This window comes from Amycolatopsis sp. WAC 01416, from assembly GCF_003947485.1.
Classification (GTDB): domain Bacteria; phylum Actinomycetota; class Actinomycetes; order Mycobacteriales; family Pseudonocardiaceae; genus Amycolatopsis.
In genome coordinates this window covers 629,141-649,545 of record NZ_QHHX01000005.1, presented here as the reverse complement: position 1 = coordinate 649,545, position 20,405 = coordinate 629,141, and the positions used below count along the sequence as shown (strand labels likewise).

18 protein-coding genes are annotated in these 20,405 nt (G+C 68.1%); 7 read left to right on the top strand and 11 right to left on the bottom strand.

Features of this window, described 5'->3' with window-relative positions:
- Positions 1–16: 16 nt before the first annotated feature.
- The 4 genes from DL990_RS20330 (at position 17) to DL990_RS41290 (ending at position 4,527) form a co-directional block, all read left to right on the top strand.
- The gene (locus DL990_RS20330; RefSeq protein ID WP_125799584.1) at positions 17–802 is read left to right on the top strand and encodes an alpha/beta fold hydrolase; all 786 of its coding nucleotides are present in this window, start codon (positions 17–19) and stop codon (positions 800–802) included.
- A 31-nt stretch (positions 803–833) separates the two neighbouring features.
- On the top strand, positions 834–2,267 hold the full coding sequence (locus DL990_RS20325) for a hypothetical protein (protein ID WP_125799583.1): 1,434 nt from the start codon (positions 834–836) through the stop codon (positions 2,265–2,267).
- Positions 2,268–2,814: 547 nt separating this feature from the next.
- Entirely contained in the window at positions 2,815–3,552 is a 738-nt protein-coding gene (locus DL990_RS20320; RefSeq protein ID WP_125785146.1) for a hypothetical protein, read from the top strand.
- 48 nt (positions 3,553–3,600) lie between these two features.
- On the top strand, positions 3,601–4,527 hold the full coding sequence (locus DL990_RS41290; protein WP_158632641.1) for a hypothetical protein: 927 nt from the start codon (positions 3,601–3,603) through the stop codon (positions 4,525–4,527).
- A 10-nt stretch (positions 4,528–4,537) separates the two neighbouring features.
- Here DL990_RS41290 and prfA read toward each other — a convergent pair whose 3' ends face one another.
- Together prfA and rpmE are read right to left on the bottom strand one after the other, a co-directional pair.
- The gene (gene prfA / locus DL990_RS20310) at positions 4,538–5,608 is read right to left on the bottom strand and encodes a peptide chain release factor 1 (protein ID WP_125799582.1); all 1,071 of its coding nucleotides are present in this window, start codon (positions 5,606–5,608) and stop codon (positions 4,538–4,540) included.
- 80 nt (positions 5,609–5,688) lie between these two features.
- Positions 5,689–5,916: a 50S ribosomal protein L31 gene (rpmE, locus tag DL990_RS20305; RefSeq protein ID WP_007028345.1), complete on the bottom strand. Its 228-nt coding sequence runs from the start codon at positions 5,914–5,916 to the stop codon at positions 5,689–5,691.
- A gap of 222 nt (positions 5,917–6,138) precedes the next feature.
- Between rpmE and DL990_RS20300 the strand changes: the two genes are divergently transcribed.
- Complete coding sequence (locus DL990_RS20300) at positions 6,139–6,684, top strand: CHAP domain-containing protein (RefSeq protein WP_125799581.1); 546 nt, start codon at positions 6,139–6,141, stop codon at positions 6,682–6,684.
- A gap of 166 nt (positions 6,685–6,850) precedes the next feature.
- Here the strand turns inward: DL990_RS20300 and DL990_RS20295 are convergent, their stop codons facing one another.
- From DL990_RS20295 to argS, 7 genes are all read right to left on the bottom strand, one after another.
- Positions 6,851–7,408 (bottom strand): AAA family ATPase, encoded by a 558-nt coding sequence (locus DL990_RS20295; RefSeq protein WP_125799580.1) that lies wholly within the window; start codon positions 7,406–7,408, stop codon positions 6,851–6,853.
- Positions 7,409–7,501: 93 nt separating this feature from the next.
- Positions 7,502–9,613 carry a transcription termination factor Rho gene (gene rho, locus DL990_RS20290; RefSeq protein ID WP_125799579.1) on the bottom strand — a complete coding sequence of 704 codons (2,112 nt, stop codon included), beginning with the start codon at positions 9,611–9,613 and terminating at the stop codon, positions 7,502–7,504.
- Positions 9,614–10,053: 440 nt separating this feature from the next.
- Entirely contained in the window at positions 10,054–10,935 is an 882-nt protein-coding gene (gene thrB, locus DL990_RS20285) for a homoserine kinase (protein ID WP_125785151.1), read from the bottom strand.
- Positions 10,932–11,993: a threonine synthase gene (thrC, locus tag DL990_RS20280; RefSeq protein WP_125785152.1), complete on the bottom strand. Its 1,062-nt coding sequence runs from the start codon at positions 11,991–11,993 to the stop codon at positions 10,932–10,934. Before thrC ends, thrB begins: the two co-directional genes overlap by 4 nt.
- On the bottom strand, positions 11,990–13,300 hold the full coding sequence (locus tag DL990_RS20275; protein WP_199746488.1) for a homoserine dehydrogenase: 1,311 nt from the start codon (positions 13,298–13,300) through the stop codon (positions 11,990–11,992). Before DL990_RS20275 ends, thrC begins: the two co-directional genes overlap by 4 nt.
- 3 nt (positions 13,301–13,303) lie before the next feature.
- Positions 13,304–14,737, bottom strand: a complete 1,434-nt coding sequence (lysA, locus tag DL990_RS20270; RefSeq protein WP_125785153.1) for a diaminopimelate decarboxylase — start codon at positions 14,735–14,737, stop codon at positions 13,304–13,306.
- Between the two features lie 5 nt (positions 14,738–14,742).
- Positions 14,743–16,398 carry an arginine--tRNA ligase gene (argS, locus tag DL990_RS20265; protein ID WP_125799578.1) on the bottom strand — a complete coding sequence of 552 codons (1,656 nt, stop codon included), beginning with the start codon at positions 16,396–16,398 and terminating at the stop codon, positions 14,743–14,745.
- 204 nt (positions 16,399–16,602) lie between these two features.
- Here argS and DL990_RS20260 point away from each other — a divergent pair, with 204 nt between their 5' ends.
- Together DL990_RS20260 and DL990_RS20255 are read left to right on the top strand one after the other, a co-directional pair.
- Entirely contained in the window at positions 16,603–17,394 is a 792-nt protein-coding gene (locus DL990_RS20260; RefSeq protein WP_125785230.1) for a DUF3105 domain-containing protein, read from the top strand.
- An 8-nt stretch (positions 17,395–17,402) separates the two neighbouring features.
- The gene (locus DL990_RS20255) at positions 17,403–18,116 is read left to right on the top strand and encodes a DUF305 domain-containing protein (protein ID WP_125785231.1); all 714 of its coding nucleotides are present in this window, start codon (positions 17,403–17,405) and stop codon (positions 18,114–18,116) included.
- 93 nt (positions 18,117–18,209) lie between these two features.
- Here DL990_RS20255 and DL990_RS20250 read toward each other — a convergent pair whose 3' ends face one another.
- Together DL990_RS20250 and DL990_RS20245 are read right to left on the bottom strand one after the other, a co-directional pair.
- Positions 18,210–19,127: a cation diffusion facilitator family transporter gene (locus tag DL990_RS20250; RefSeq protein WP_125785155.1), complete on the bottom strand. Its 918-nt coding sequence runs from the start codon at positions 19,125–19,127 to the stop codon at positions 18,210–18,212.
- A 151-nt stretch (positions 19,128–19,278) separates the two neighbouring features.
- Positions 19,279–20,403: an epoxide hydrolase family protein gene (locus DL990_RS20245; RefSeq protein ID WP_125799577.1), complete on the bottom strand. Its 1,125-nt coding sequence runs from the start codon at positions 20,401–20,403 to the stop codon at positions 19,279–19,281.
- Positions 20,404–20,405: the final 2 nt, after the last annotated feature.

Sequence of the window (20,405 nt, the reverse complement as noted above, 5' to 3'; positions counted from 1 at the left end):
ATCTAACGTCGCCGGCATGACGAATCATTTCGCGCACGTCGTCCGCGGTTCCGGCCCCGGTCTGCTGCTCGCCCACGGCGGTGGCGGCAGCGTCGAGGGCAACTTCGGCGGCATCATCGACGACCTCGCCCGCACCCACACCGTCGTCGGTCCCGACTACCCCGGCTCGGGGGCCACACCGCGCAGCACCGAACCGCTGGACCTCGACGCCGTCGCGGACGAACTGGTCTCCATCGCCGTCGACGCCGGACTCGACCGCTTCGCGATCCTCGGCTACTCCCTCGGCACCGGAGTCGCCGTCCGTGCCGCGACCCGGCACCCCGATCGGGTCACCGGTCTCATCCTGACCGCCGGATTCACGAAACCGGACAACCGGCTCCTGCTGGCCGTCGACATCTGGCGCGAACTGCTGGACGGCGACCGGAAGCTGCTGGCGAAGTTTCTCACCTTCGCCGCCACCGGAGAGAAGCACCTGAACGCGCTGTCGCCGTCGGAGCTCGAAGCCGCCATCGAGGGACTCGCCGGCTTCATCCCGGAAGGCAGCCCCGAGCACGTCGGCCTGGTCGCCGGCGTCGACACCCGGGCCGAACTCGCCGGGATCCCGGTCCCCACCCTCGTCATCGCCACGACACTCGACGGCCTGGCCCCGCCCACCCACTCCCGCGAACTCGCGGCCGGGATCCCCGGCGCCGAACTGGTCGAGATCGAGGCCGGGCACGGGATCGGCGTGGAAGCCCGCGACGAATGGCTCGGCGTGATCCAGAAGTTCCTCTCCGCGGGTTCTAGCGAGGGTACGAGCTGATCACCCTGCGGAATCTTCTAAGGTGACGCGGGTGAAGATCCGGGAAATCCGACTGACCCTTGGCGTGTTCTTCGCGGCGCTCGGGGTGCTGCTCGTCCGTTTCCTGGTACCGCGTCCGATCGGCATGGCGGACAACGGCGACGGCTGGCGCATCCTGTGCCAGCTCGGCGCCCGCGAGCGCGACCGGCCTTCGGAATACTTCGTCCGCTTCTCCTACGGCCCCGCCCCGGCCTGCAACAGCGAGTACATCTCCAGCCAGAGCTGGATCGACAAGATCGCCAGCGAGATCGGGCAGCTGCTCGGCTCGTCCGCGATCCTGAACCTCCTGGTACTGGGCGTGCTGGGCTGCCTGCTGGTCGCGGGCGGGATCGCCGCGATCGTCGTCGGCCTGCGCCTCTCGGTCCGGAACAGCGTCATCGCCACGGCCGCGCTGCTGCTGGTCGCCGCGGACTCGGCCTTCTTCGGGTACTTCGCCTCGGTGCTGAGCGAGGGCGCCGCCTTCGTCGGGATGCTCCTGCTCGCCGGCGGGCTGCTGCTCATGCACCGCACCGGACCGTGGCGCTACACCGGCGCCGCGGTCACCGTGCTCGGCGCGATGATCGGCATCAACGCGAAGTCGCAGACGCTGCTGCTGATCCCGCTGTTCGCGCTCGCGCTGCTGTTCGTCCGCCCGTCGGGCACCCGCGGCCTCGCCAGGTGGGCCCTGCCGTTGGCCGTGCTCGCCGTCGTCGGCACGGGGACCGCGCTGGTGCAGGGTGCGGGCGACTCGGCCAACGCGGAATACCGCGAAGCCAACATGTACCACGTCGTGTTCAACGGGATCGTGGACGGAAAGCACGACACCACCGCCGACCTCGCCGCACTGGGCCTCCCGCCCGAGTTCGCGAAGTACATCGGCACGGGCTGGTGGAGCGCGAACGCGGCCTGGCGCGACCCCGACTACGCCCAGTACCGCGACAAGATCAGCCGCCGCAACGTCGCCAAGTACTACCTCGATCACCCGGGGCGCGTGGTCCAGATGCTGCACCGGTCCGCGCAGGAGACGTTGACCGCGCGGGTGCCGAACCTCGGCAGCTTCGGCGAACACGCCGGGCAGCCGCCGCTGGCCAAGGAGTACCGCGTCCCGGTGCTGTCCGGGATCACCGCCTGGCTCGCCCCGCTGGGACTGTTCGCCCTCCTGCCGATCTGGCTGCTCATCGGCTGGGCGGGGCTCCGTGCCTTCCGCAACCGCACCGGACGCCGCGACGTCGGCATCGTCGTGCTCATGTTCCTGCTCTTCGCGATGGGCCAGATCCTGGTCTCCGGCCTCGCGGAAGGCATCGAGAACGTCAAGCACCAGCAGCTGACGATCTACCCGACCCTGCTCGCCGCCGCCTTCGCCGCGCTCTCGTTCCTGCCGCGGCGCAAGGAAGAGGCGCCGGTCGTCGAGGAACGCGAACCGGAGAAGGCGTCCATCTCCGGCTGACCTTCAGCCGCAGGTTTGCGCTTTCTCGGGGTTCCGGTCGTAGCGCAGTCCGCTTCGGGTAAGTCTTATTCAAGTAGGTAGTCACCCATACCCGTATCATGGGGAAGCCTGTCACTTGACATTACTCATGGGCGTGTCACGGCAATACGGCTCAGACTGGAGCCAGGAACCGCTTTCGCGGCCCCAACACCACTGCACGGAAACTCGACGGATTCGACGATCTCGAAAGAGGATTTCTTGACTTGCCTCAACGAGAATGGACTTCACTACCGCACATACAAGAACCTTACCTTTGAGAAACAAGCCGCATTTCAGGTTCAGGATACCGAAGTAGTGGCCAGTTTCTTCGAGCACAAAGAATCCGACCGCGTCAAGAAGCACGGATTCTACCTGACCGGCATGTATCTCGCGTCGAAATGAGCTCCTAGGCGAAATAGTCGCCATCTGATTACTTGCCTGTCCACGTCCGGTGGTCGGCGCAGTGCAAGTTTCCGAGTGAAGTAAGGTGGGCACGCCTTGTTGTCGCCGAAGGGCTCACGAAATAGTCATGGATCTCCGGGAAACGGAAGTCGTCACGCGGATATCCGCGAACATCGAGACCGAGGATTTCGCCGCAGCCGCCGCGCTGGGCGAACGGCTCATCGGCGAGTTCGAGGCCACCGAGCTGGAGATCTGCCGGGCGGATCCCGAAGGCGGCTGGAAGGGCTACTCGGTCTCCGTCGGCTATCGCACGCCTCCGGCGGACGGTGAGGACCTCGCCGAGACGCTGCACCGGGCCGCGGTACCGGCGCTTTTCCACTTCGGCCTGAACGCGGAATTCTTCGAAATTCACGGCACGCCGGAGACCGGCCAATACGGAAGCTACGACGCCTACGACACCCAAGCCGACGGATACACGCTTTATTCACTGATGGCGGCCGTCGGCGGCACCGACCCGCGTGAACCCGCGTACGTCCCCCGGCACGATTTCTCCCCGCGCGCGGAAAACGATGTCATTTCGCGGGTGCATCTCTACATCCCTACCGGTGACCTGCGCATAGCCGTGGATCTGTGCGGCCGTCCCGCGACCGACCTCTCGGCCTCGCTGGTCCGGATCAGCACGGACGCGGGCCCTTGCGAGGCGGTGCTGCTGTCGGCTTTCCCGGCTCAAGCCGGAGAAAGCGGTGAAGAGGCGCTCAGCCGGGTCACGAGCGAGGTGGCCGACAAGCTCTCGCAGGTGAGCATGTCCGTCCGGGCCATCCATACCGGGCTGGAGGACGACCCGTTCTACACCGAACCCGGCTAGCACGCTGTGTATCCCGTTCGCTGGAGCATCGATCCACCGGAGCCGATCGTGAACCCACCACTCACACCTCAAGATCTGAGAAGCGCCCTGGAAGCGTTGGACTACGTCTTCGAGGCGTTCACAGAGGAGATCGACGAAGAACCGACACTCGGTGAATTCCTCGAAATACTGAGCCTCTCGATTCAGCCGGACGCGGATGTCCTTCCTGATGCTCCTGTCCTCTTGTTGATGAGGGCGAAGAGGAAGAACGGCCGGTGGTACAAAGCCGAACCTTCCGACAGGGTGGCTTCGCTCAACGACAACACCTTCGCCGAGGCCGGTGCGTTCCTGACGCTTCTCATGGACCAGCACACGGCCGGCGGTACCCCGACGATGTCAACCGGGGATCTCGCGAACCGTGTCCTCGAGGTCCTTCAGGCAAGCGAACGCGCCTTTGCCGATATCACGGCCGAGAACATCCATGCGCTGACGATGCCGAAAGCCAAGAAGAGTTTCCGGTCGAAGACCGGCGACGTCATCGCGATCGCCGCGGAGCCGCGGGGATACCACTTGGCGGTTGTGCTCGGCAACGACAGGATGGGCCTCGCCATCGGGCTGTTGGAAGGTGTCTTCTCGCGACCAGCGGTGGGCGACGTGCGCCGCCATCGCGCCCGCCACATCCCGATTCACACAGGTACTCGACTGATCAGGGACGGGACTTGGAAGATCGTCGGGAACCATCCGGACCTGCTCGAGTTGTTCCCTGATCCACCCGATCTCTACTGGAACGCGGTGACCGCCTCGGGGCATCGGTTCGGTGAGCATGGTGGTGCGGGTCCTTTGGAAGGACCTTTCCGTCTCCTCGGAGAGGCCGAGGCGAAGGCCGTCGGCCTGGTGGACGGAACCTACTGCTCGTCCTATATGGACGAATACCTCCAAAAACTGCTCAACGAAGGCCGTTTCGACAACGGACCGGCACCGAGGTCGTGGCTCTGATCCGTCGGGGTCAGCCCGCGTGTTCGGCCAGTCGCTCTTCGCGGTCCGCGGTGATGAGCGCGTCGAGCACGCCGTCGAGGTCGCCGTCGAGGACCTGGTCCAGGTTGTACGCCTTGTAGTTCACCCGGTGGTCGGCGATGCGGTTCTCGGCGAAGTTGTAGGTGCGGACCCGCTCGGAGCGGTCGACAGTGCGGATCTGCGAGCGGCGCGCGTCCGACGCCTTCGCGGCGGCCTCCTCCTCGGCGATCGCCTGGAGGCGGGCCTGCAGCACCTGCAGGGCGCGGGCGCGGTTCTGGATCTGCGACTTCTCGTTCTGGCACGAGACGACCACGCCGGTCGGGAGGTGCGTGATGCGCACGGCCGAGTCGGTCGTGTTCACGCTCTGGCCGCCGGGGCCGGACGAGCGGTAGACATCGATGCGCAGGTCGTTCGGGTCGATCTCGACCTCGACGTCCTCGGGTTCGGGGTAGATGAGCACGCCGGACGCGGAAGTGTGGATGCGGCCCTGCGATTCGGTGGCGGGCACACGCTGCACGCGGTGCACCCCGCCTTCGAACTTCAGCCGCGCCCAGACACCGTCGACGACGGCCGAGCGGCTCTTGATGGACACGGTGACGTCCTTGAAGCCGCCGAGATCCGAGTCGACCGAGTCGAGCACTTCGGCCTTCCAGCCGTGACGCTCGGCGTAGCGCAGGTACATGCGCAGCAGGTCGCCGGCGAACAGCGCCGACTCCTCGCCGCCTTCACCCGATTTGATCTCCATGACCACGTCGGAGCCGTCGTACGGGTCGCGCGGCAGGAGCAGTTCGGTGAGTTTGGCCTCGAGCACGGGGATCTTGGCGGTGAGCTCCTCGGCCTCGGCCGCGAAGGACGAGTCTTCCGACACCAGTTCCTTCGCCGTCTCGAGGTCGTCGCGCGCGGAGTCGAGCTCGCGGACCGTCTTGACGACGGGGCTCAGCTCGGCGTACCGGCGGCCGAGTTTGCGGGCACGCGCCTGGTCGGCGTGCACGGACGGATCGGCCAGCTGCTCTTCCAGCTGGGCGTGCTCTTCGAGCAGACCCCTCAGCGAACTCGAATCCACCACTCCACCTCTCAACGACCTGAACAGAACCATGAAAAACGGCGCCTACCCGGACATGCGGGTAGGCGCCGTCGTTCAAGCTACTTGGCGTCTTCGGCCTTCTTGCGCTTGCCGTAGCGAGCCTCGAAGCGCGCGACGCGGCCGCCGGTGTCCATGAGCTTCTGCTTGCCGGTGTAGAACGGGTGGCAGTTCGAGCAGATCTCGACGTGGAGGTTGCCGGAGGTCTTGGTGCTGCGGGTGGTGAATTCGTTGCCGCAGTCACAGTTGACGTGCGTGACAACGTACTCGGGGTGAATACCGCTCTTCATGGTGTCCTCTCTCGTTGGCCCCGGGTCCCCGTGCGGGGTGAACCGGTGCCGGACTTCAGCGGATGATTTTGCCAGATGCGCTGGCAGTGGACTCAACGCACCCCTCCTCAGGAGTATTCCAACACGTTGAGTTATCAACTATCACGCCCAGTTGTACGAAATTTGTACTTGATCACGAGATTCTCCTCACTGTTGGTAATTCCTCAACAGGAGGTACTGATCATGCGCAGCATCCTCGCCAAGGTGGCGAAGCCGGCGTCCGTCGCCGCGCTGGCCATCGCGGCCCTCGCCCTGGCTCCGGTCGCCGGGGCCGCTCCGGCCGCCCCCGAAGCGGGCGCCACCATCACCGCCGCTGACATCAACCCGGACGCGGGAACGTTCACCACCGTGTCCGACGGCGACCTGGCGATCCAGGGCGCCGGCGACGGCACTCCCGCCGGCGCTGTCCAGTGGTTCAAGAACCGCATCGGCTCCACCGCGTACCAGGGCCTCTGTGAGAAGGCCGTCGAAAACGCATACGGGACCACGGGCGTCTGGGCCTCGGCCAACGCGCACTGGAACGGCGCGAGCCCGAAGCACACGACCGGGACGCCGCCGAAGGGCTCCTTCGTGTACTGGAACATCAGCCAGTGGGGTCACGTCGGCATCGCCGACGGCTCCGGCGGGATCTACGCCTCCAGCATCGGCGGCAAGATCGGCCACGCGTCGAGCGTGCACTACTTCAACAACTACCGCGGCTGGACCCCTGCGGCGGTTCCGCACCGCTGAGCACTCCGGTGGGTCGTGAGCGGCGATTCGGGTCAGAGCCAAGGGTGGCTCAGGTACCTACCTGGTTCCGGCGTCCTTCATGTACCTCAAGCGGGACAAGAAAACTCCGGTACCGAGCCGGTCAAGTCTCGTGAGTGGCGATTCGGGTTAGAACCCGAATCGCCACTCACGACCACCCCGGCCCGGCGCGGTCTGCTGCCGGAATCCGCGCCAGCCAGCACTCCGTCGCACGCGACGAGGTCAGCCGCAGCACCGGCACGTCGGGGTCCGCGGCCCACGCGCGGATCGTGCGCCGTTTGCGGGCGAAAGACCGGAAGTGCCAGAAGATGATCGAATCGCCGGAGAGCATGCTCCGCAGCGTTTCGACGTTGCCGTTGCAGATCCGGCGCCGCGTGACGCAGCGCACCACGGTGCGGCGCACCAGACGGCTCAGCGAAACCCGGCGCGGATAGTCCAGCGCCACGATCAGTTCGGCTCGGGGCAACGCGATATCGCGCCATTTGGCGAACATGCCGTCGATGATCCAGCGGTCTCCTGCGACCAGCGCGCTGATCCGGCGTCGCTGCTCGTCGTCGGGGACGGGGACCCAGCCCGGCTGCCAGGCGAGGTCGTCGTCGACCGAATGGCACGGCAGCCCCGTCCGCTCGGCCAGCTTTCGCGCCAGCGTCGACTTACCCGAACCGGTGACCCCGTAGACGACGATCCGTTCCGGCACCGAACCCACAACGGCCTCCCCCTGGATGCAATGAAGGGGCCTTTCATAGCAAATTTTGCTATGAAAGGCCCCTTCATTGCAGTGCCGAAGGCGACCGGAGGATCAGTCGTCGTCGTTCGAGCCGAGGGCCGTCTTCGAGACCTGCATGAGGAACTCGATGTTGGTCTTCGTCTTGCGCAGTCGCGAGATCAGCAGGTCGATGGCCTGCTGCGAGTCCAGCGCGTGCAGCACCCGGTGCAACTTGTGGGTGACCGCGAGCTCGTCCGGCGAAAGCAGCAGATCTTCCTTGCGGGTACCGGACGGGTTGATGTCCACCGCGGGGAAGACGCGCCGCTCGGCGATCTTCCGGTCGAGCTTGAGGTCCGCGTTCGCGGTGCCCTTGAACTCCTCGAAGATGACCGTGTCACCGGTGGATCCGGTTTCGACCATCGTCGTGGCGAAGATCGTCAGCGAACCGCCGTTCTCGATGTTGCGCGCCGCGCCGAGGAACCGCTTCGGCGGGAACAGCGCCGTCGAGTCGACACCACCGGAGAGGATCCGGCCGGACGCGGGGGCCGCCAGGTTGTAGGCACGACCCAGCCGGGTGATCGAGTCGAGCAGCACGACGACGTCGTGGCCCATTTCGACCAGCCGCTTCGCCCGCTCGATGGCGAGCTCCGCGACCGAGGTGTGGTCGGACGGCGGGCGGTCGAAGGTGGAGGCGATGACCTCACCCTTCACCGACCGCTGCATGTCCGTGACCTCTTCCGGACGTTCGTCCACGAGCACGACCATCAGGTGGCACTCGGGGTTGTTCGTCGAGATCGCGTTCGCGATGTCCTGCATGATCGTCGTCTTACCGGCCTTCGGCGGCGAGACGATCAGGGCACGCTGTCCCTTGCCGACCGGCATCACCAGGTCGATGACGCGGGTGGTGAGCTTGTGCGGCTCGGTTTCGAGGCGCAGTCGCTCGTTCGGGTACAGCGGGGTCAGCTTGGTGAACTCGGGACGGCGCTTGGCCTCGTCCGACTCCAGGCCGTTGATCGAGTCGACGCGCACCAGCGGGTTGAACTTCTGCCGCTGCTGTTCGCCGTCACGCGGCTGGCGCACGACACCGGTGATGGCGTCACCGCGCCGCAGGCCGTACTTGCGGACCAGCGAAAGCGAGACGTACACGTCGTTCGGCCCGGCGAGGTAGCCCGAGGTACGCACGAACGCGTAGTTGTCGAGCACGTCCAGGATGCCCGCGACGGGCAGCAGGACGTCGTCCTCGCGGATCTCGGTGTCGGGCGAACCGCCCTGTTCACGGCCACCGCCGGAACCCCGGCGGCGACGGTCGCGGAAGCGACGGCCGCGACGGCCGCCTTCCTCGTCGTCGTCACCCTGCGGGCCCTGGCCCTGACGCTGGCTGTTGTCCTGGCCGCCGCCCTGCTGGTTGCGCTGGCGGTCCTGGCCACGGTTGTCGCGGTTGCCGTCGCGGTTGCCCTGACGGTTGCCGCCCTGCTCACCACGGTCGCCACGCTCGTTGCGGTCACCCCGGTCGCCGCGATCGCGCTGCTCACCACGGTCGCCACGCTCGTTGCGGTCACCCCGGTCGCCCCGGTCGCCCCGGTCGCCCCGATCGCGCTGCTCACCGCGATCACGCTGCTGGCCACCCTCGCGCTGCTCACCGCGGTCACGCTGCTCGCCACGCTCACGCTGCTGGCCGCCCTGCTCGGGCGATCCCGCGGCGCGGTTGGAGCCGCGACGACGACGGCTGCGGCCGCCCTCTTCCTGCGGCGACTGGCCGTCCTGCTGGCCGTTCTCCTGCTGTGCCGTCCGCTCGCCGGCGGGCGCGGAGCCGTTCTCCGCGACCTTTTCGGCACGCGGGGCTTCGGCCGGGGCGGCTTCCGCCTTCGGTGCTTCGGCCTTCGGGGCCTCCTGCTTCGGGGCCTCCGTCTTGGGCGCTTCGGCCTTGGGAGCCTTGCGCGGTGCATCGATCCCCTCGAGCGGAAGCGTTTCGCTCGCCGCGGCGGGGGTCTTGCGCTTGGTCTTGCCCTGGCGCTCGCGGATGGCCGCGATCAGATCGCCCTTGCGCATACCCGTCGTCTCGCCGATGCCGAGATCCCCAGCGATCGAGCGCAGTTCGGCGACGGTCTTGCCGGTCAATCCGCCGACCGTGCGCTTGGGAGCGACGGCGCCGTTCGACTCGGCGGCGCCACCTTCGACGTCGCTCAAAAGATCGGTGTTGCTCACAAATGTCCTTCCTGACCGATCCACGCCTCCAGGTGGATCAGCGGACCGCCGTTCGCGTCCGATTGCGAAACGGCGTATCTGGCCCCCGATACGGGCGATCAACTCCTCAGCCGTGTCGAACACAGCGGAGCTGCTCCAACAGGACCAAGAAAAGGCCTCCAGCACAGGGATTTGCGTCCTCCAAACGGAGGAAGCGGAATTCGGCACCGCCGAAACCGGGAACCCGCCTGCGTCCATCCGCCACTCCCGCTTGCCAAACGGTGTGCGGTACTGGCGGATCAACGAAGGATGCGGGCCAAGGATGACACTGGTCACCTGGACCGGCACCGGGTGCGGAAACGCACGGTGATCGAACGCCCCCGAGGGTAGACCGCGCCACGGCCCGGTGCAACAACCACCCCCCGCGTGGCGGGGCGAGGCGCCTGCCTGTGACCGAGGCTTTACTGGGCCGCAACCTGGACGCCGCCCGGATCGATCGGCAGCTCGGTGACTTCGAAAGACGTAACGTCGACGCCTGCCGGGAGTATTCCGCCGGTGGTCAGCGCGAGTACGGTCGGGCCGGCTCCGGAGATGGCCGCGGCCACCCCTTCGGCCCGCAGCGCGCGCACCAATTCGCTGCTCGCCGGATACGCCGGCGCCCGGTAATGCTGGTGGAGCCGGTCTTCGGTCGCGGAGAGCAACAGGTCGGGCCGCGCGGTGAGCGCGTGGACCGCGAGCGCCGCGCGGCCCGCCGTGAACGCCGCGTCGGCGTGCGGGACCTGCGCGGGCAGCAGTCCGCGCGTCGCGTCCGTGGAGGATCTCAGCGCCGGGATGGCGACCACGGGCCGGATGTCGTGATGCGGCTGGAGCCGCTCGGCACGGAACCGCTCGCCCTCGTTCCAAGCGACCACGAAGCCGCCCAGCAGGCTCGCGGCGGCGTTGTCCGCGTGTCCCTCGAACCCGGCGGCCAGTTGCAGCGCGTCGTCGTCCAAAGCCTTCTCCGCCAGCGCGTACGCCGCTGCGACGCCCGTCACCACGGCGGCCGCGGACGAGCCGAGGCCCCTGGCGTGCGGAATGGCGTTGAAACACCGCAGTGCCACGCCAGGCGGCTTGAGACCGAGGTGCTCGCAAGCACGCCGGAAAGCGCGGACGACCAGGTGTGATTCGTCGGTCGGGACGTCTTCCACGCCGCCCGCGCCGACGTCGGTCACCTCGATCTTGAGCCCCGCGTCGGTGATCTGGAGCTCGACCCGGTCGTACAACGCCAACGCGAGGCCGAGGGTGTCGAATCCCGGGCCGAGGTTCGCCGAAGACGCCGGGACCTTGACCTCGATCAACGTCATCGCAGGTCCAGCGCGGCGGCGACGGCGGTCGGGTCGACGGCGAGCGGCTCGACCTCGACGTTGCCTTCCAACGCGGTGGCGGGGTCCTTCAAACCGTGTCCGGTGACGGTGCACACAACCGTCGAACCCTTCGGCAGGCGTCCGTCCGCGGCCGTGGCGAGCAGGCCCGCGACGCTGGTCGCCGAAGCGGGCTCGACGAACACGCCTTCCTTGCGGGCCAGCAGCCGGTACGCCTCGAGGATCTTCTCGTCGGTGATCGCCTCGAACAGCCCGGCGGAAGCGTTCTTCGCCTTCATCGCGCCGTCCCAGGACGCGGGGCTGCCGATGCGGATCGCGGTCGCGATGGTGTCCGGATCGGCCACCGGCTCGCCGTGCACCAGCGGTGCGGCACCGGCCGCCTGGAAACCGAACATCCGCGGGGTGTTCTTCACCACACCGTCGCCCGCGTACTCGGAATATCCGGCCCAGTACGCGGTGATGTTGCCCGCGTTCCCGACCGGGAGGCAGTGGATGTCCGGCGCCCGGCCGAGCACGTCGCAGATCTCGAACGCGGCCGACTTCTGGCCGGCGATGCGCACCGGGTTGACCGAGTTGACCAAGGTCACCGGATAGTCGATCGCGGTCTTCTGCGCGAGTTCGAGGCAGTCGTCGAAGTTGCCGTCCACCTGCAGGATCCGCGCGCCGTGCTGCACGGCCTGTGCCAGTTTGCCCATCGCGATCTTGCCCTGCGGGACGAGGACCGCGCAGGTGAGCCCGGCGCGGGCCGCGTACGCCGCGGCCGACGCCGACGTGTTGCCGGTGGAGGCGCAGATGACCGCCTGGAGCCCGCTGGCGAGCGCGTGCGTGATGGCCACGGTCATCCCGCGGTCCTTGAACGATCCGGTCGGGTTCACGCCCTCGACCTTGAGGTAGACCTCGCATCCGGTGAGTCCGGAAAGGTGCGGGGCCGGCAGCAACGGGGTGTTGCCCTCGCCGAGCGTGATCACCTTCGCGCCGGAGGGGACCGGGATCCGGTCGGGATAAGCCTGGATGATTCCTGGCCATGGTTGGGGAATCACTGGTCTTCGCCTTCCACACGCATCACACTGACGACCTGGTTCACCACATCGAGCTCGGCAATGTCGTCCACAGTGGACCGCAGTGCCGCGTCCGGCGCCAGGTGGGTGACCACGACCAGGCTGGCCGTGTCGTTGGCGTCGCGCTGCCGCACCGCGGCGATGCTGACACCGTGCCCGGCGAACGCCTGGGCCACCTGGGCGAGGACGCCCGCTCGATCGGCCACGTCGAGACTGACGTGGTACCGCGTCGGCGTCTGGCCCATCGGCCTGACCGGGAGCGCGGCGTGCGCGGATTCGCGCGGGCCACGGCCGCCGACGACCCGGTTTCGAGCCACCGCGACGAGGTCGCCGAGCACGGCACTCGCGGTCGGCGCGCCACCGGCGCCCTGACCGTAGAACATGAGCTCACCGGCAGCGTCGGCCTCGACGTAGACGGCGTTGTACGCGCCGCCGACCCCGGCGAGCTGGTGGTTGCGCGGGATCATCACCGGATGCACGCGCGCCGAAACGGATTCGGTGCCGTCGTCGGCGGTGACGCGCTCGCAGATGGCGAGCAGTTTCACCGTGCGGCCCAGCACGTTCGCCGCGGCGAGGTCGGACGCGGTGACGTCGGCGATGCCCTCACGGTGCACGTCGGAAGCCGTCACCCGGGTGTGGAACGCGAGCGAGGCGAGGATCGCGGCCTTGGACGCCGCGTCGTAGCCGTCGACGTCGGCCGTCGGATCCGCCTCGGCGTATCCGAGCCTGCTGGCCTCTTCCAGCGTTTCCGCGTAACCGGCGCCGGTGGAGTCCATCGCGGACAGGATGTAGTTGGTGGTGCCGTTGACGATGCCCATCACGCGGGTGATGCGGTCACCGGCCATCGATTCGCGCAGCGGGCGCAGCAACGGGATCGCCCCGGCGACGGCCGCCTCGAAGTACAGGTCCACGCCTGCCGCGTCGGCGGCCTCGAACAGCTCCGCGGAATGCTCGGCCATCAGCGCTTTGTTCGCCGTGACAACGGATTTCCCGGCCTTGAGCGCGTCGAGCAGCCACTGCCGCACCGGCTCGATGCCGCCGACCAGCTCGACGACGACGTCGACGTCGTCGGAGGTGACGAGCTTCGTCACGTCGGAGGTCACCAGTTCCGGCGGCAGCTCGGGGTGCTTGTCGGGGCGCCGTACCGCGATCCCGGCCAGCTCCACGCGTGCGCCCGCCCTGGCGGCGAGTTCCTCGGCCTGCTCGGTGAGCAGCCGGACCACCTCACCGCCGACCGTGCCGCAGCCCAGCAGGGCGACCCTGATCACGCGTCCGTCCACAGTAGACACTTGCTAGACCTCCAGGCGCAGCATGTCGTCCGTCGTCTCCCGCCGCAGCAGCACGCGGGCGCTGCCGTTGCGCACGGCCACCACCGCGGGCCGCGGCTGCCGGTTGTAGCCGCTGGCCATCGAGTAGCAGTACGCCCCGGTGGCCGCCACGGCGAGCAGGTCGCCGGGAGCAAGAGTGTCGGGGAGCCAGCAGTCCCGGACGACGATGTCGCCGGACTCACAGTGTTTTCCCACGACCCGGGACAGCGCGGCGGCGGCCTGGCCGTCCCCGTCGTCGTCGGCGGAACGGGAAACGAGACGGCAGTCGTACACCGCGTCGTAGAGCGCGGTGCGGATGTTGTCGCTCATGCCGCCGTCGACGCTGACGTACCGCCGGGCGGCCTTGTCGCCGAGCGAGACGTCCTTGATGGTGCCGACCTCGTACAGCGTGATCGTGCCGGGACCGGCGATGGCGCGGCCCGGCTCGCCGGCGATCTTCGGCACCGGAAGGCCCGCGTACTCGCATTCCTTGCGGACGATCTCGCGGATCTGCGTGATCATCTGCGCGGGCGGGGGCGGGTTGTCCTTGTCGGTGTAGGCGATACCGAAACCGCCACCGAGGTCGACGATCGACAGCTGGTCGAGCAGATCGGCGCCGTGCTCCTTGCCGAGTTCGGCCAGCAGGCCGACCACGCGACGGGCGGCGACCTCGAAACCGTCGGCGTCGAAGATCTGCGAACCGATGTGGCTGTGCAGGCCGATCAGCTTGAGCGACGGCGCGTTGAGCACGCGGCGCACGGCCTCGGCCGCGTCACCGGAGGCCAGCGAGAACCCGAACTTCTGGTCCTCGTGCGCGGTCGCGATGAATTCGTGGGTGTGCGCCTCGACGCCGACGGTGACCCGGATCAGCACGTTCTGCACGACGTCGTGCCTGGCGGCGACATCGGCCAGCCGCGCGATCTCGTAGTAGGAGTCCACCACGACCGTGCCGACGCCTGCTTCGACAGCGGCTTCCAGCTCGGGCAGCGACTTGTTGTTGCCGTGGAAGGTGATCCGCTCCGCCGGGAAGTTCGCGCGCTGCGCGACGGCGAGTTCGCCGCCGCTGCAGACGTCCAGGCTCAGCCCCTGCTCGGCCACCCAGCGGGCGATCTCGATGGAGAGGAACGCCTTGGACGCGTAGTGCACGAGCGCCGGGTCGTCGAACGCCTCGGCGTAGTCGGCGCAGCGGGATTTGAAGTCGGCCTCGTCGACCACGAACAGCGGCGTGCCGTACTTCTCGGCGAGTTCGCGGACGTCGACGCCCGCGATGCGCACGACGCCGTCTCCACCGCGGAAGGTGTTACGGGGCCAGACTTTCGGGTACAGCCTGTCGAGTTCTTCCGGACTCGACGGCGGGAAACCGGAGGCGTCGGCGTGGGGGTAGACGTCGGCGTGGCGGGGGCCCGCGGGGTGAGCCATTGCTTTTACATCCGTTCCGGAGCAGAGACACCGAGCACGTTGAGGCCGTTCGCCAGCACCTGGCGGGCGGCCTGGCACAGCGCGAGCCGGGCGAACGTGAGGGGGGTGGCCTCCTCGTCGCCCTGGGGAAGAACACGGCCCACGGTGTAGAACTTGTGGTACGCGCCGGCGAGTTCTTCGAGGTACCGGGCGACGCGGTGCGGTTCGCGCAGCAGTGCGGCCCGGCGGAGGACGGTCGGGAATTCGCCGATCGTGCGGATCAGATCGCCCTCGGCGGGCAGCGTAAGCAGGCCGTAGTCCACTTCGCCATCTGTTTTCAGGCCCAGGTCGGAAGCGTTGCGCTGCAACGAAGCCAGCCGCGCGTGGGCGTACTGGACGTAGTAGACCGGGTTGTCGTTGGAGTGCTTGCGCAGCAGATCGAGGTCGATGTCCAAAGTGGAATCGACCGAGTAGCGGATCAGCTCGTAGCGGGCCGCGTCGACGCCGACGGTGCCGACCAGGTCCTCCATGGTGATCACGGTGCCCGCCCGTTTGCTCATCCGGACCGGCTTGCCATCGGAGACCAGGTTGACCATCTGGCCGATCAGCACCTCGACCACGGCCGGGTCGTCACCGAAGGCGGCCGCGGCGGCCTTCAGGCGGGCGATGTAGCCGTGGTGGTCCGCGCCGAGCATGTAGATGCAGAGGTCGAAACCGCGTTTGCGCTTGTCCTGGAAGTAGGCGAGGTCACCGGCGATGTAGGCCGGGTTGCCGTCCTTCTTGATGACGACTCGGTCCTTGTCGTCGCCGTGCTCCTTGGACTTGAGCCACCAGGCGCCGTCCTCGAAGTACAGGTTGCCGGAGTCCTTCAGTTGCTGGACCGACGACGCGACGGCGCCGGAGTCGTGCAGCGAGTTCTCGTGGAAATAGACGTCGAAATCGGTGCCGAAGTCGTGCAGGCTCTGCCTGATCTCGGTGAACATCAGCTCGATGCCGACCCGGCGGAAGGTCTCGGCCCGCTCGTCGTCCGGCAGCGAAAGCGCGCTCGGCTCCTGGCGGATGACCTCGGCGGCGATGTCGTTGATGTAGCCGCCCGCGTAGCCGTCCTCGGGAGCGGGCTCGCCCTTGGCGGCGGCGACCAGGGACCGGACGAAGCGGTCGATCTGCGCGCCGTGGTCGTTGAAGTAGTACTCCCGGGTGACCAGGCCGCCCTGCGCGGACAGCACGCGGCCCAGCGCGTCGCCGACCGCGGCCCAACGCGTACCGCCCAGGTGGATCGGGCCGGTCGGGTTCGCCGACACGAACTCGAGGTTGATCTTGAGGCCGGCCAGCGCGTCGCCGAGGCCGTACTTCTCACCGGCGTCGAGCACCTGCTGGACGATCTGGCCCTGCGCGTCCGCGGCGAGCCGCAGGTTGAGGAAGCCCGGCCCGGCGACCTCCGCCGAGTCGATCCCGTCGGTCGCGGCGAGGGCTTCGGTCGGCGCGTCGGCGAAGTCACGGGGCTTCATCCCCGCCTTCTTGGCCACCTGCAGCGCCAGGTTGGTCGCGTAATCGCCGTGCTCGGGGTTGCGGGGACGTTCGATCGTCACCTTCTCCGGCAGCACGGAATCGTCGAGGCCGCGCGCGGCGAGAACCTGCACGGCGGAGTTACGGACCAGGTCGGCGAGAGCTGCGGGAGTCACTCGCGGAATTCTAGGTGCGACCTGGTCCGGGCTTCGCAGCGACCGCCGGAAGGTGTGAGCCAAGCCGGTGATCATCGCAGGCGTTCACGGTGATCAGACGCGGGGTCTCTACACTGGCCCGCGCAGGGACCACCCCCTTTGGAGAACGCAGGAGCCATGGCTAACGGGACAACCAGAAAAAAGGGCGCGTCGTCGAAGAACGCCATGAAGGCCGCCCGTAGTTCCGTCGTGTCCAAGAAGGGCACGCCCTGGGGCACGATCATCGCCGTCGTCGCGATCGTCGCCCTGGCTGCCTCGGTGGTCACCTATTACATGGTCGCCTCGGCCCCGAAGCGCGACCAGAAGACCCGCGAAGAGGCCGCGGCCGCCTTCGCGCCCTCGCAGCAGGACCCCGACCCCTCGAAGCGGATCGCCGGCGTGACCACGGCGACCTACGAGGGATCCGTGCACGTCACGGCCGCCGAGCGCGTCGCCTACGACAAGACCCCGCCCTTCGGTGGCCCGCACGACCAGGCCTGGGCCGCGTGCAACGGCGTCGTCTACGAGAAGGCCGTCCGCAACGAGAACCTGGTCCACGGCCTCGAGCACGGCGCCGTCTGGATCGCCTACAACCCGGCCCAGATCTCCGGCGACGCGCTGGAGCTTCTGCGGGTCCGCGTCGAGGGCAAGCCGTACACGGTGATGTCGCCGTACCCGAACCTGGACAAGCCGATCTCGGTCCAGTCCTGGGGCCACCAGCTCAAGCTCGACTCCGCCTCCGACGAGCGGATCGACCAGTTCATCGCCGCGCTGCGCACCAACCCGTTCGGCGCGTACCCCGAGCGTGACGCCACCTGCGACGCGCAGATCGAGCCGGGCGACTTCGACCCGACCCCGCCGGGGCCGGACGCGAAGCCGATGGACTACAAGGGCACCGCCGGAACGCAGCAGGACCAGCCCGGCGCCGGTCAGCCGTCCGCGCCCGCCACCCAGCCCTCGGCGCCCGCGAGCAAGTAGTGAGCCAAGTGGACCCCGATCTCCAGTACGTCGACGAACCGGACGACACCTCACGGTCGACCAAGAGCCGATGGCTGGTGATCGGGGCCGCCCTGGTCGTCATGCTGATCCTCGGCTTCGGCCTCGGCGCCCTGACGACCAGGCTGATCGACTCCGACGCGGAGCCCGCGACCCCGGCCGCGGGCTCGGTCGAGGTCGGCTTCGCACAGGACATGTCGGTGCACCACCTCCAGGCCGTCACCATGGCGGGCTGGGCGCGGGACCACACGGCCGACCCGGCGATCAAAACCCTCGCGTTCGACATCGAGCGCACGCAGACCGGCCAGGTCGGCCGGATGAAGGGCTGGCTCGGCCTGTGGGGCCAGCCAGAGCAGGCGACCGGCGCCTACATGACCTGGATGACCGAACCGATGGCAGGCCACGGCGCGCACGGCGACGCCGGCATGAAGCCGTCGAACGGCGCCCCGATGCCCGGCATGGCGACGACGGCCGAACTGACCAAACTGCGGTCGCTGACCGGCAAGGACATGGACGTCTTCTTCCTCCAGCTCATGCTGCGGCACCACGAGGGCGGGACGGCGATGGCCCAGTACGGCCACGATCACACGGCGATCGCGGACGTGAAGTCGCTGACGCAGAGCATGCTGGTGTCGCAGGGTGCCGAGATCACCCTGATGAAGGGGCTGTTGCAGGAACGCGGTGCCGCTCCGCTTCCTGCTTGAGCGGTTCTGTTGTTCCGTGAAGGCCCCCTTCCCTCGGCTGAGACGAGGGAAGGGGGCCTTCACGCGCATCGGGGGCTGACGATGGAGACGGTGCTACCAGGAAAGCTCCCGGCAGCGCTGCGCGCATTGGGGCACTTCTATCTGCAACGTCGCGTGCTCGATCGAGTAGCGGTCCGCCAGGAGGTTCTGCGCTTCGGTCAGCACCGCCGCCTGCTCGACGGTCGGTGCGATGGTGAGGTGCGCCGAAGCGACCTCCATCCCCGAAGTCAGCGTCCAGACGTGCAGGTCGTGGACGTCCTCGACGCCCTTCAACCCGCCGAGTTCGGCCTGGATCCCGGCGACGTCGACCCCCTTCGGCGCGTGCTGGAACAGGATCCGCAGCGCGCGCCGTGCGAGGGCGTAGGTGCGGGGCAGGACGAACAGGCCGATCGCGACACCGATGATCGGGTCGGCGTAGCGCCAGCCGAACAGCAGCGTGATCGCGCCGCTCAGCAGCACCCCGACGGAGCCGATCAGGTCGGCGAGGACTTCGAGGTACGCGCCGCGGACGTTGATGCTCTCCTCCGCGCCCTTGCGCAGGACCAGGAAGGAGACGATGTTCGCGACGAGACCCGCCGCCGCGGCCAGCAGGACGGGCAGGCCGGGTACGACGGGCGGGTCGCTGATGCGGCCGATGGCCTCGATCAGCACGTAGCCCGCGACACCGAACAGCAGGATGGCGTTGCCCAGTGCCGCGAGCACCTCGGCCCGGTAGAACCCGAACGTCCGGGTGAGGGTCGGGCCGCTTCGCCGGGCGAGCATGATGGCCGCCAGCGCCATGCCGACCCCGAGGACGTCGGTGAACATGTGCGCGGCGTCGGAGATCAGCGCGAGCGAGCCCGTGGCGAACCCGACGATGAACTCCATGACCATGAAGCCGGCGCCGATGACCAGGGCGATCGTCAAGCTCTTGAGGTAGCGGCCTGACGCGCTCGACGGCGAGGCCGTCCCATGCCCGTGCCCGTGACCCATTGCTCCGCCTCTCGTGAAGTCGACAGGCCGAATATATTGTCACATGCGCATATGTGCAATACAGGTGAGCCTAAGTTCACCATGTCTTAAGCCGCACAGGGAAGCCATCCCCCATGAGGGCCTTCCCGAAACCTGGTACCGACACGCACCGCTACCGAAGCGACCGGAAGAACCCCCGCAGCTGGCCGACGAAGGCCTCGGGCTGCTCGAACGCGGCGAAGTGACCGCCCTTGGACAGCACCTCGTACCAGCGAAGATCGGTGTAGCGCAGCTCCGCCCAGCGCCGGGACGGCCGGATGATCTCCCTCGGGAAGATCGAGATACCCGAAGGAACTTCAACAGCGGAGAGGTCCCGCTCCTTGCTCTCCCAATAGATCCGCGCCGACGAGGCCGCCGTCCCGGTGAACCAGTAGACGGAGATCGCGTCGACCATCCGCCGCCAGGACAGCGCGGTCTCCGGCGAGCCGTCGTTGTCGGTCCACTCCCGGAACTTCTCGGCGATCCACGCCGCCTGCGCCGCCGGCGAGTCGGTGAGGCCGTAGCCGACCGTCTGCGGACGCGTGGCCTGCTGCTGCGAGTACGCGGACCCGACCGCGCGGAACCGGGCCAGATCGGCGATCGCCGCCTTCTCCTCCGCCGTCGGCTCCCCGAGCCGGGTCTCGTCGTACGGGACACCCGCCATGTTCACGTGCACACCGATCAGCCGCTCCGGCGCGACCTTGGCGAGCATGTTCGTCACCCCGGCACCCCAGTCACCACCCTGCGCGGCATAACGCCCGTAGCCGAGCCGCCCCATCAGCTCGTCCCAGGCCCGGGCGATCCGCTCGACGTTCCACCCCGCCGACGACGGCTTGTCACTCCAGCCGAACCCCGGCAGCGACGGCGCCACGACATGGAAGGCGTCCGCCGGATCGCCCCCGTGCGCCGCGGGATCGGTCAGCGGGCCGAGCACGTCGAGGAACTCGACCACCGAACCCGGCCAGCCGTGCGTGAGCACGAGCGGGGTCGCGTCCGGCTCCGGCGAGCGAACGTGGAGGAAATGGATCCCGAGGCCGTCCACAGTGGTCTTGAAACCCGGGAAAGCGTTGACACGGGCCGCCAAACCGAAGTCGTAGTCCTCCGCCCAGTACCGGCACAGCTCGCGCGCGAACTCCAGCGGAACCCCTTGCTCCCAACCGTCCACAGTGGCTGGTTCGGGCCAGCGCGTGGCGCGCAGCCGGGTCCGCAGATCTGCGATGGCGGCTTCGGGGATCGCCACCTCGAACGGTTCGATCATGC

Excerpts from the sequence above, each read along its gene's own strand:
- DL990_RS20330 (WP_125799584.1), top strand. The coding sequence starts at position 17 with ATGACGAATCATTTCGCGCACGTCGTCCGCGGTTCCGGCCCCGGTCTG.
- DL990_RS20320 (WP_125785146.1), top strand. The coding sequence starts at position 2,815 with ATGGATCTCCGGGAAACGGAAGTCGTCACGCGGATATCCGCGAACATC.
- rpmE (WP_007028345.1), bottom strand. The coding sequence starts at position 5,916 with ATGAAGAGCGGTATTCACCCCGAGTACGTTGTCACGCACGTCAACTGT.
- DL990_RS20300 (WP_125799581.1), top strand. The coding sequence starts at position 6,139 with ATGCGCAGCATCCTCGCCAAGGTGGCGAAGCCGGCGTCCGTCGCCGCG.
- thrB (WP_125785151.1), bottom strand. The coding sequence starts at position 10,935 with ATGACGTTGATCGAGGTCAAGGTCCCGGCGTCTTCGGCGAACCTCGGC.
- lysA (WP_125785153.1), bottom strand. The coding sequence starts at position 14,737 with ATGGCTCACCCCGCGGGCCCCCGCCACGCCGACGTCTACCCCCACGCC.
- DL990_RS20260 (WP_125785230.1), top strand. The coding sequence starts at position 16,603 with ATGAAGGCCGCCCGTAGTTCCGTCGTGTCCAAGAAGGGCACGCCCTGG.
- DL990_RS20250 (WP_125785155.1), bottom strand. The coding sequence starts at position 19,127 with ATGGGTCACGGGCACGGGCATGGGACGGCCTCGCCGTCGAGCGCGTCA.
- DL990_RS20245 (WP_125799577.1), bottom strand. The coding sequence starts at position 20,403 with ATGATCGAACCGTTCGAGGTGGCGATCCCCGAAGCCGCCATCGCAGAT.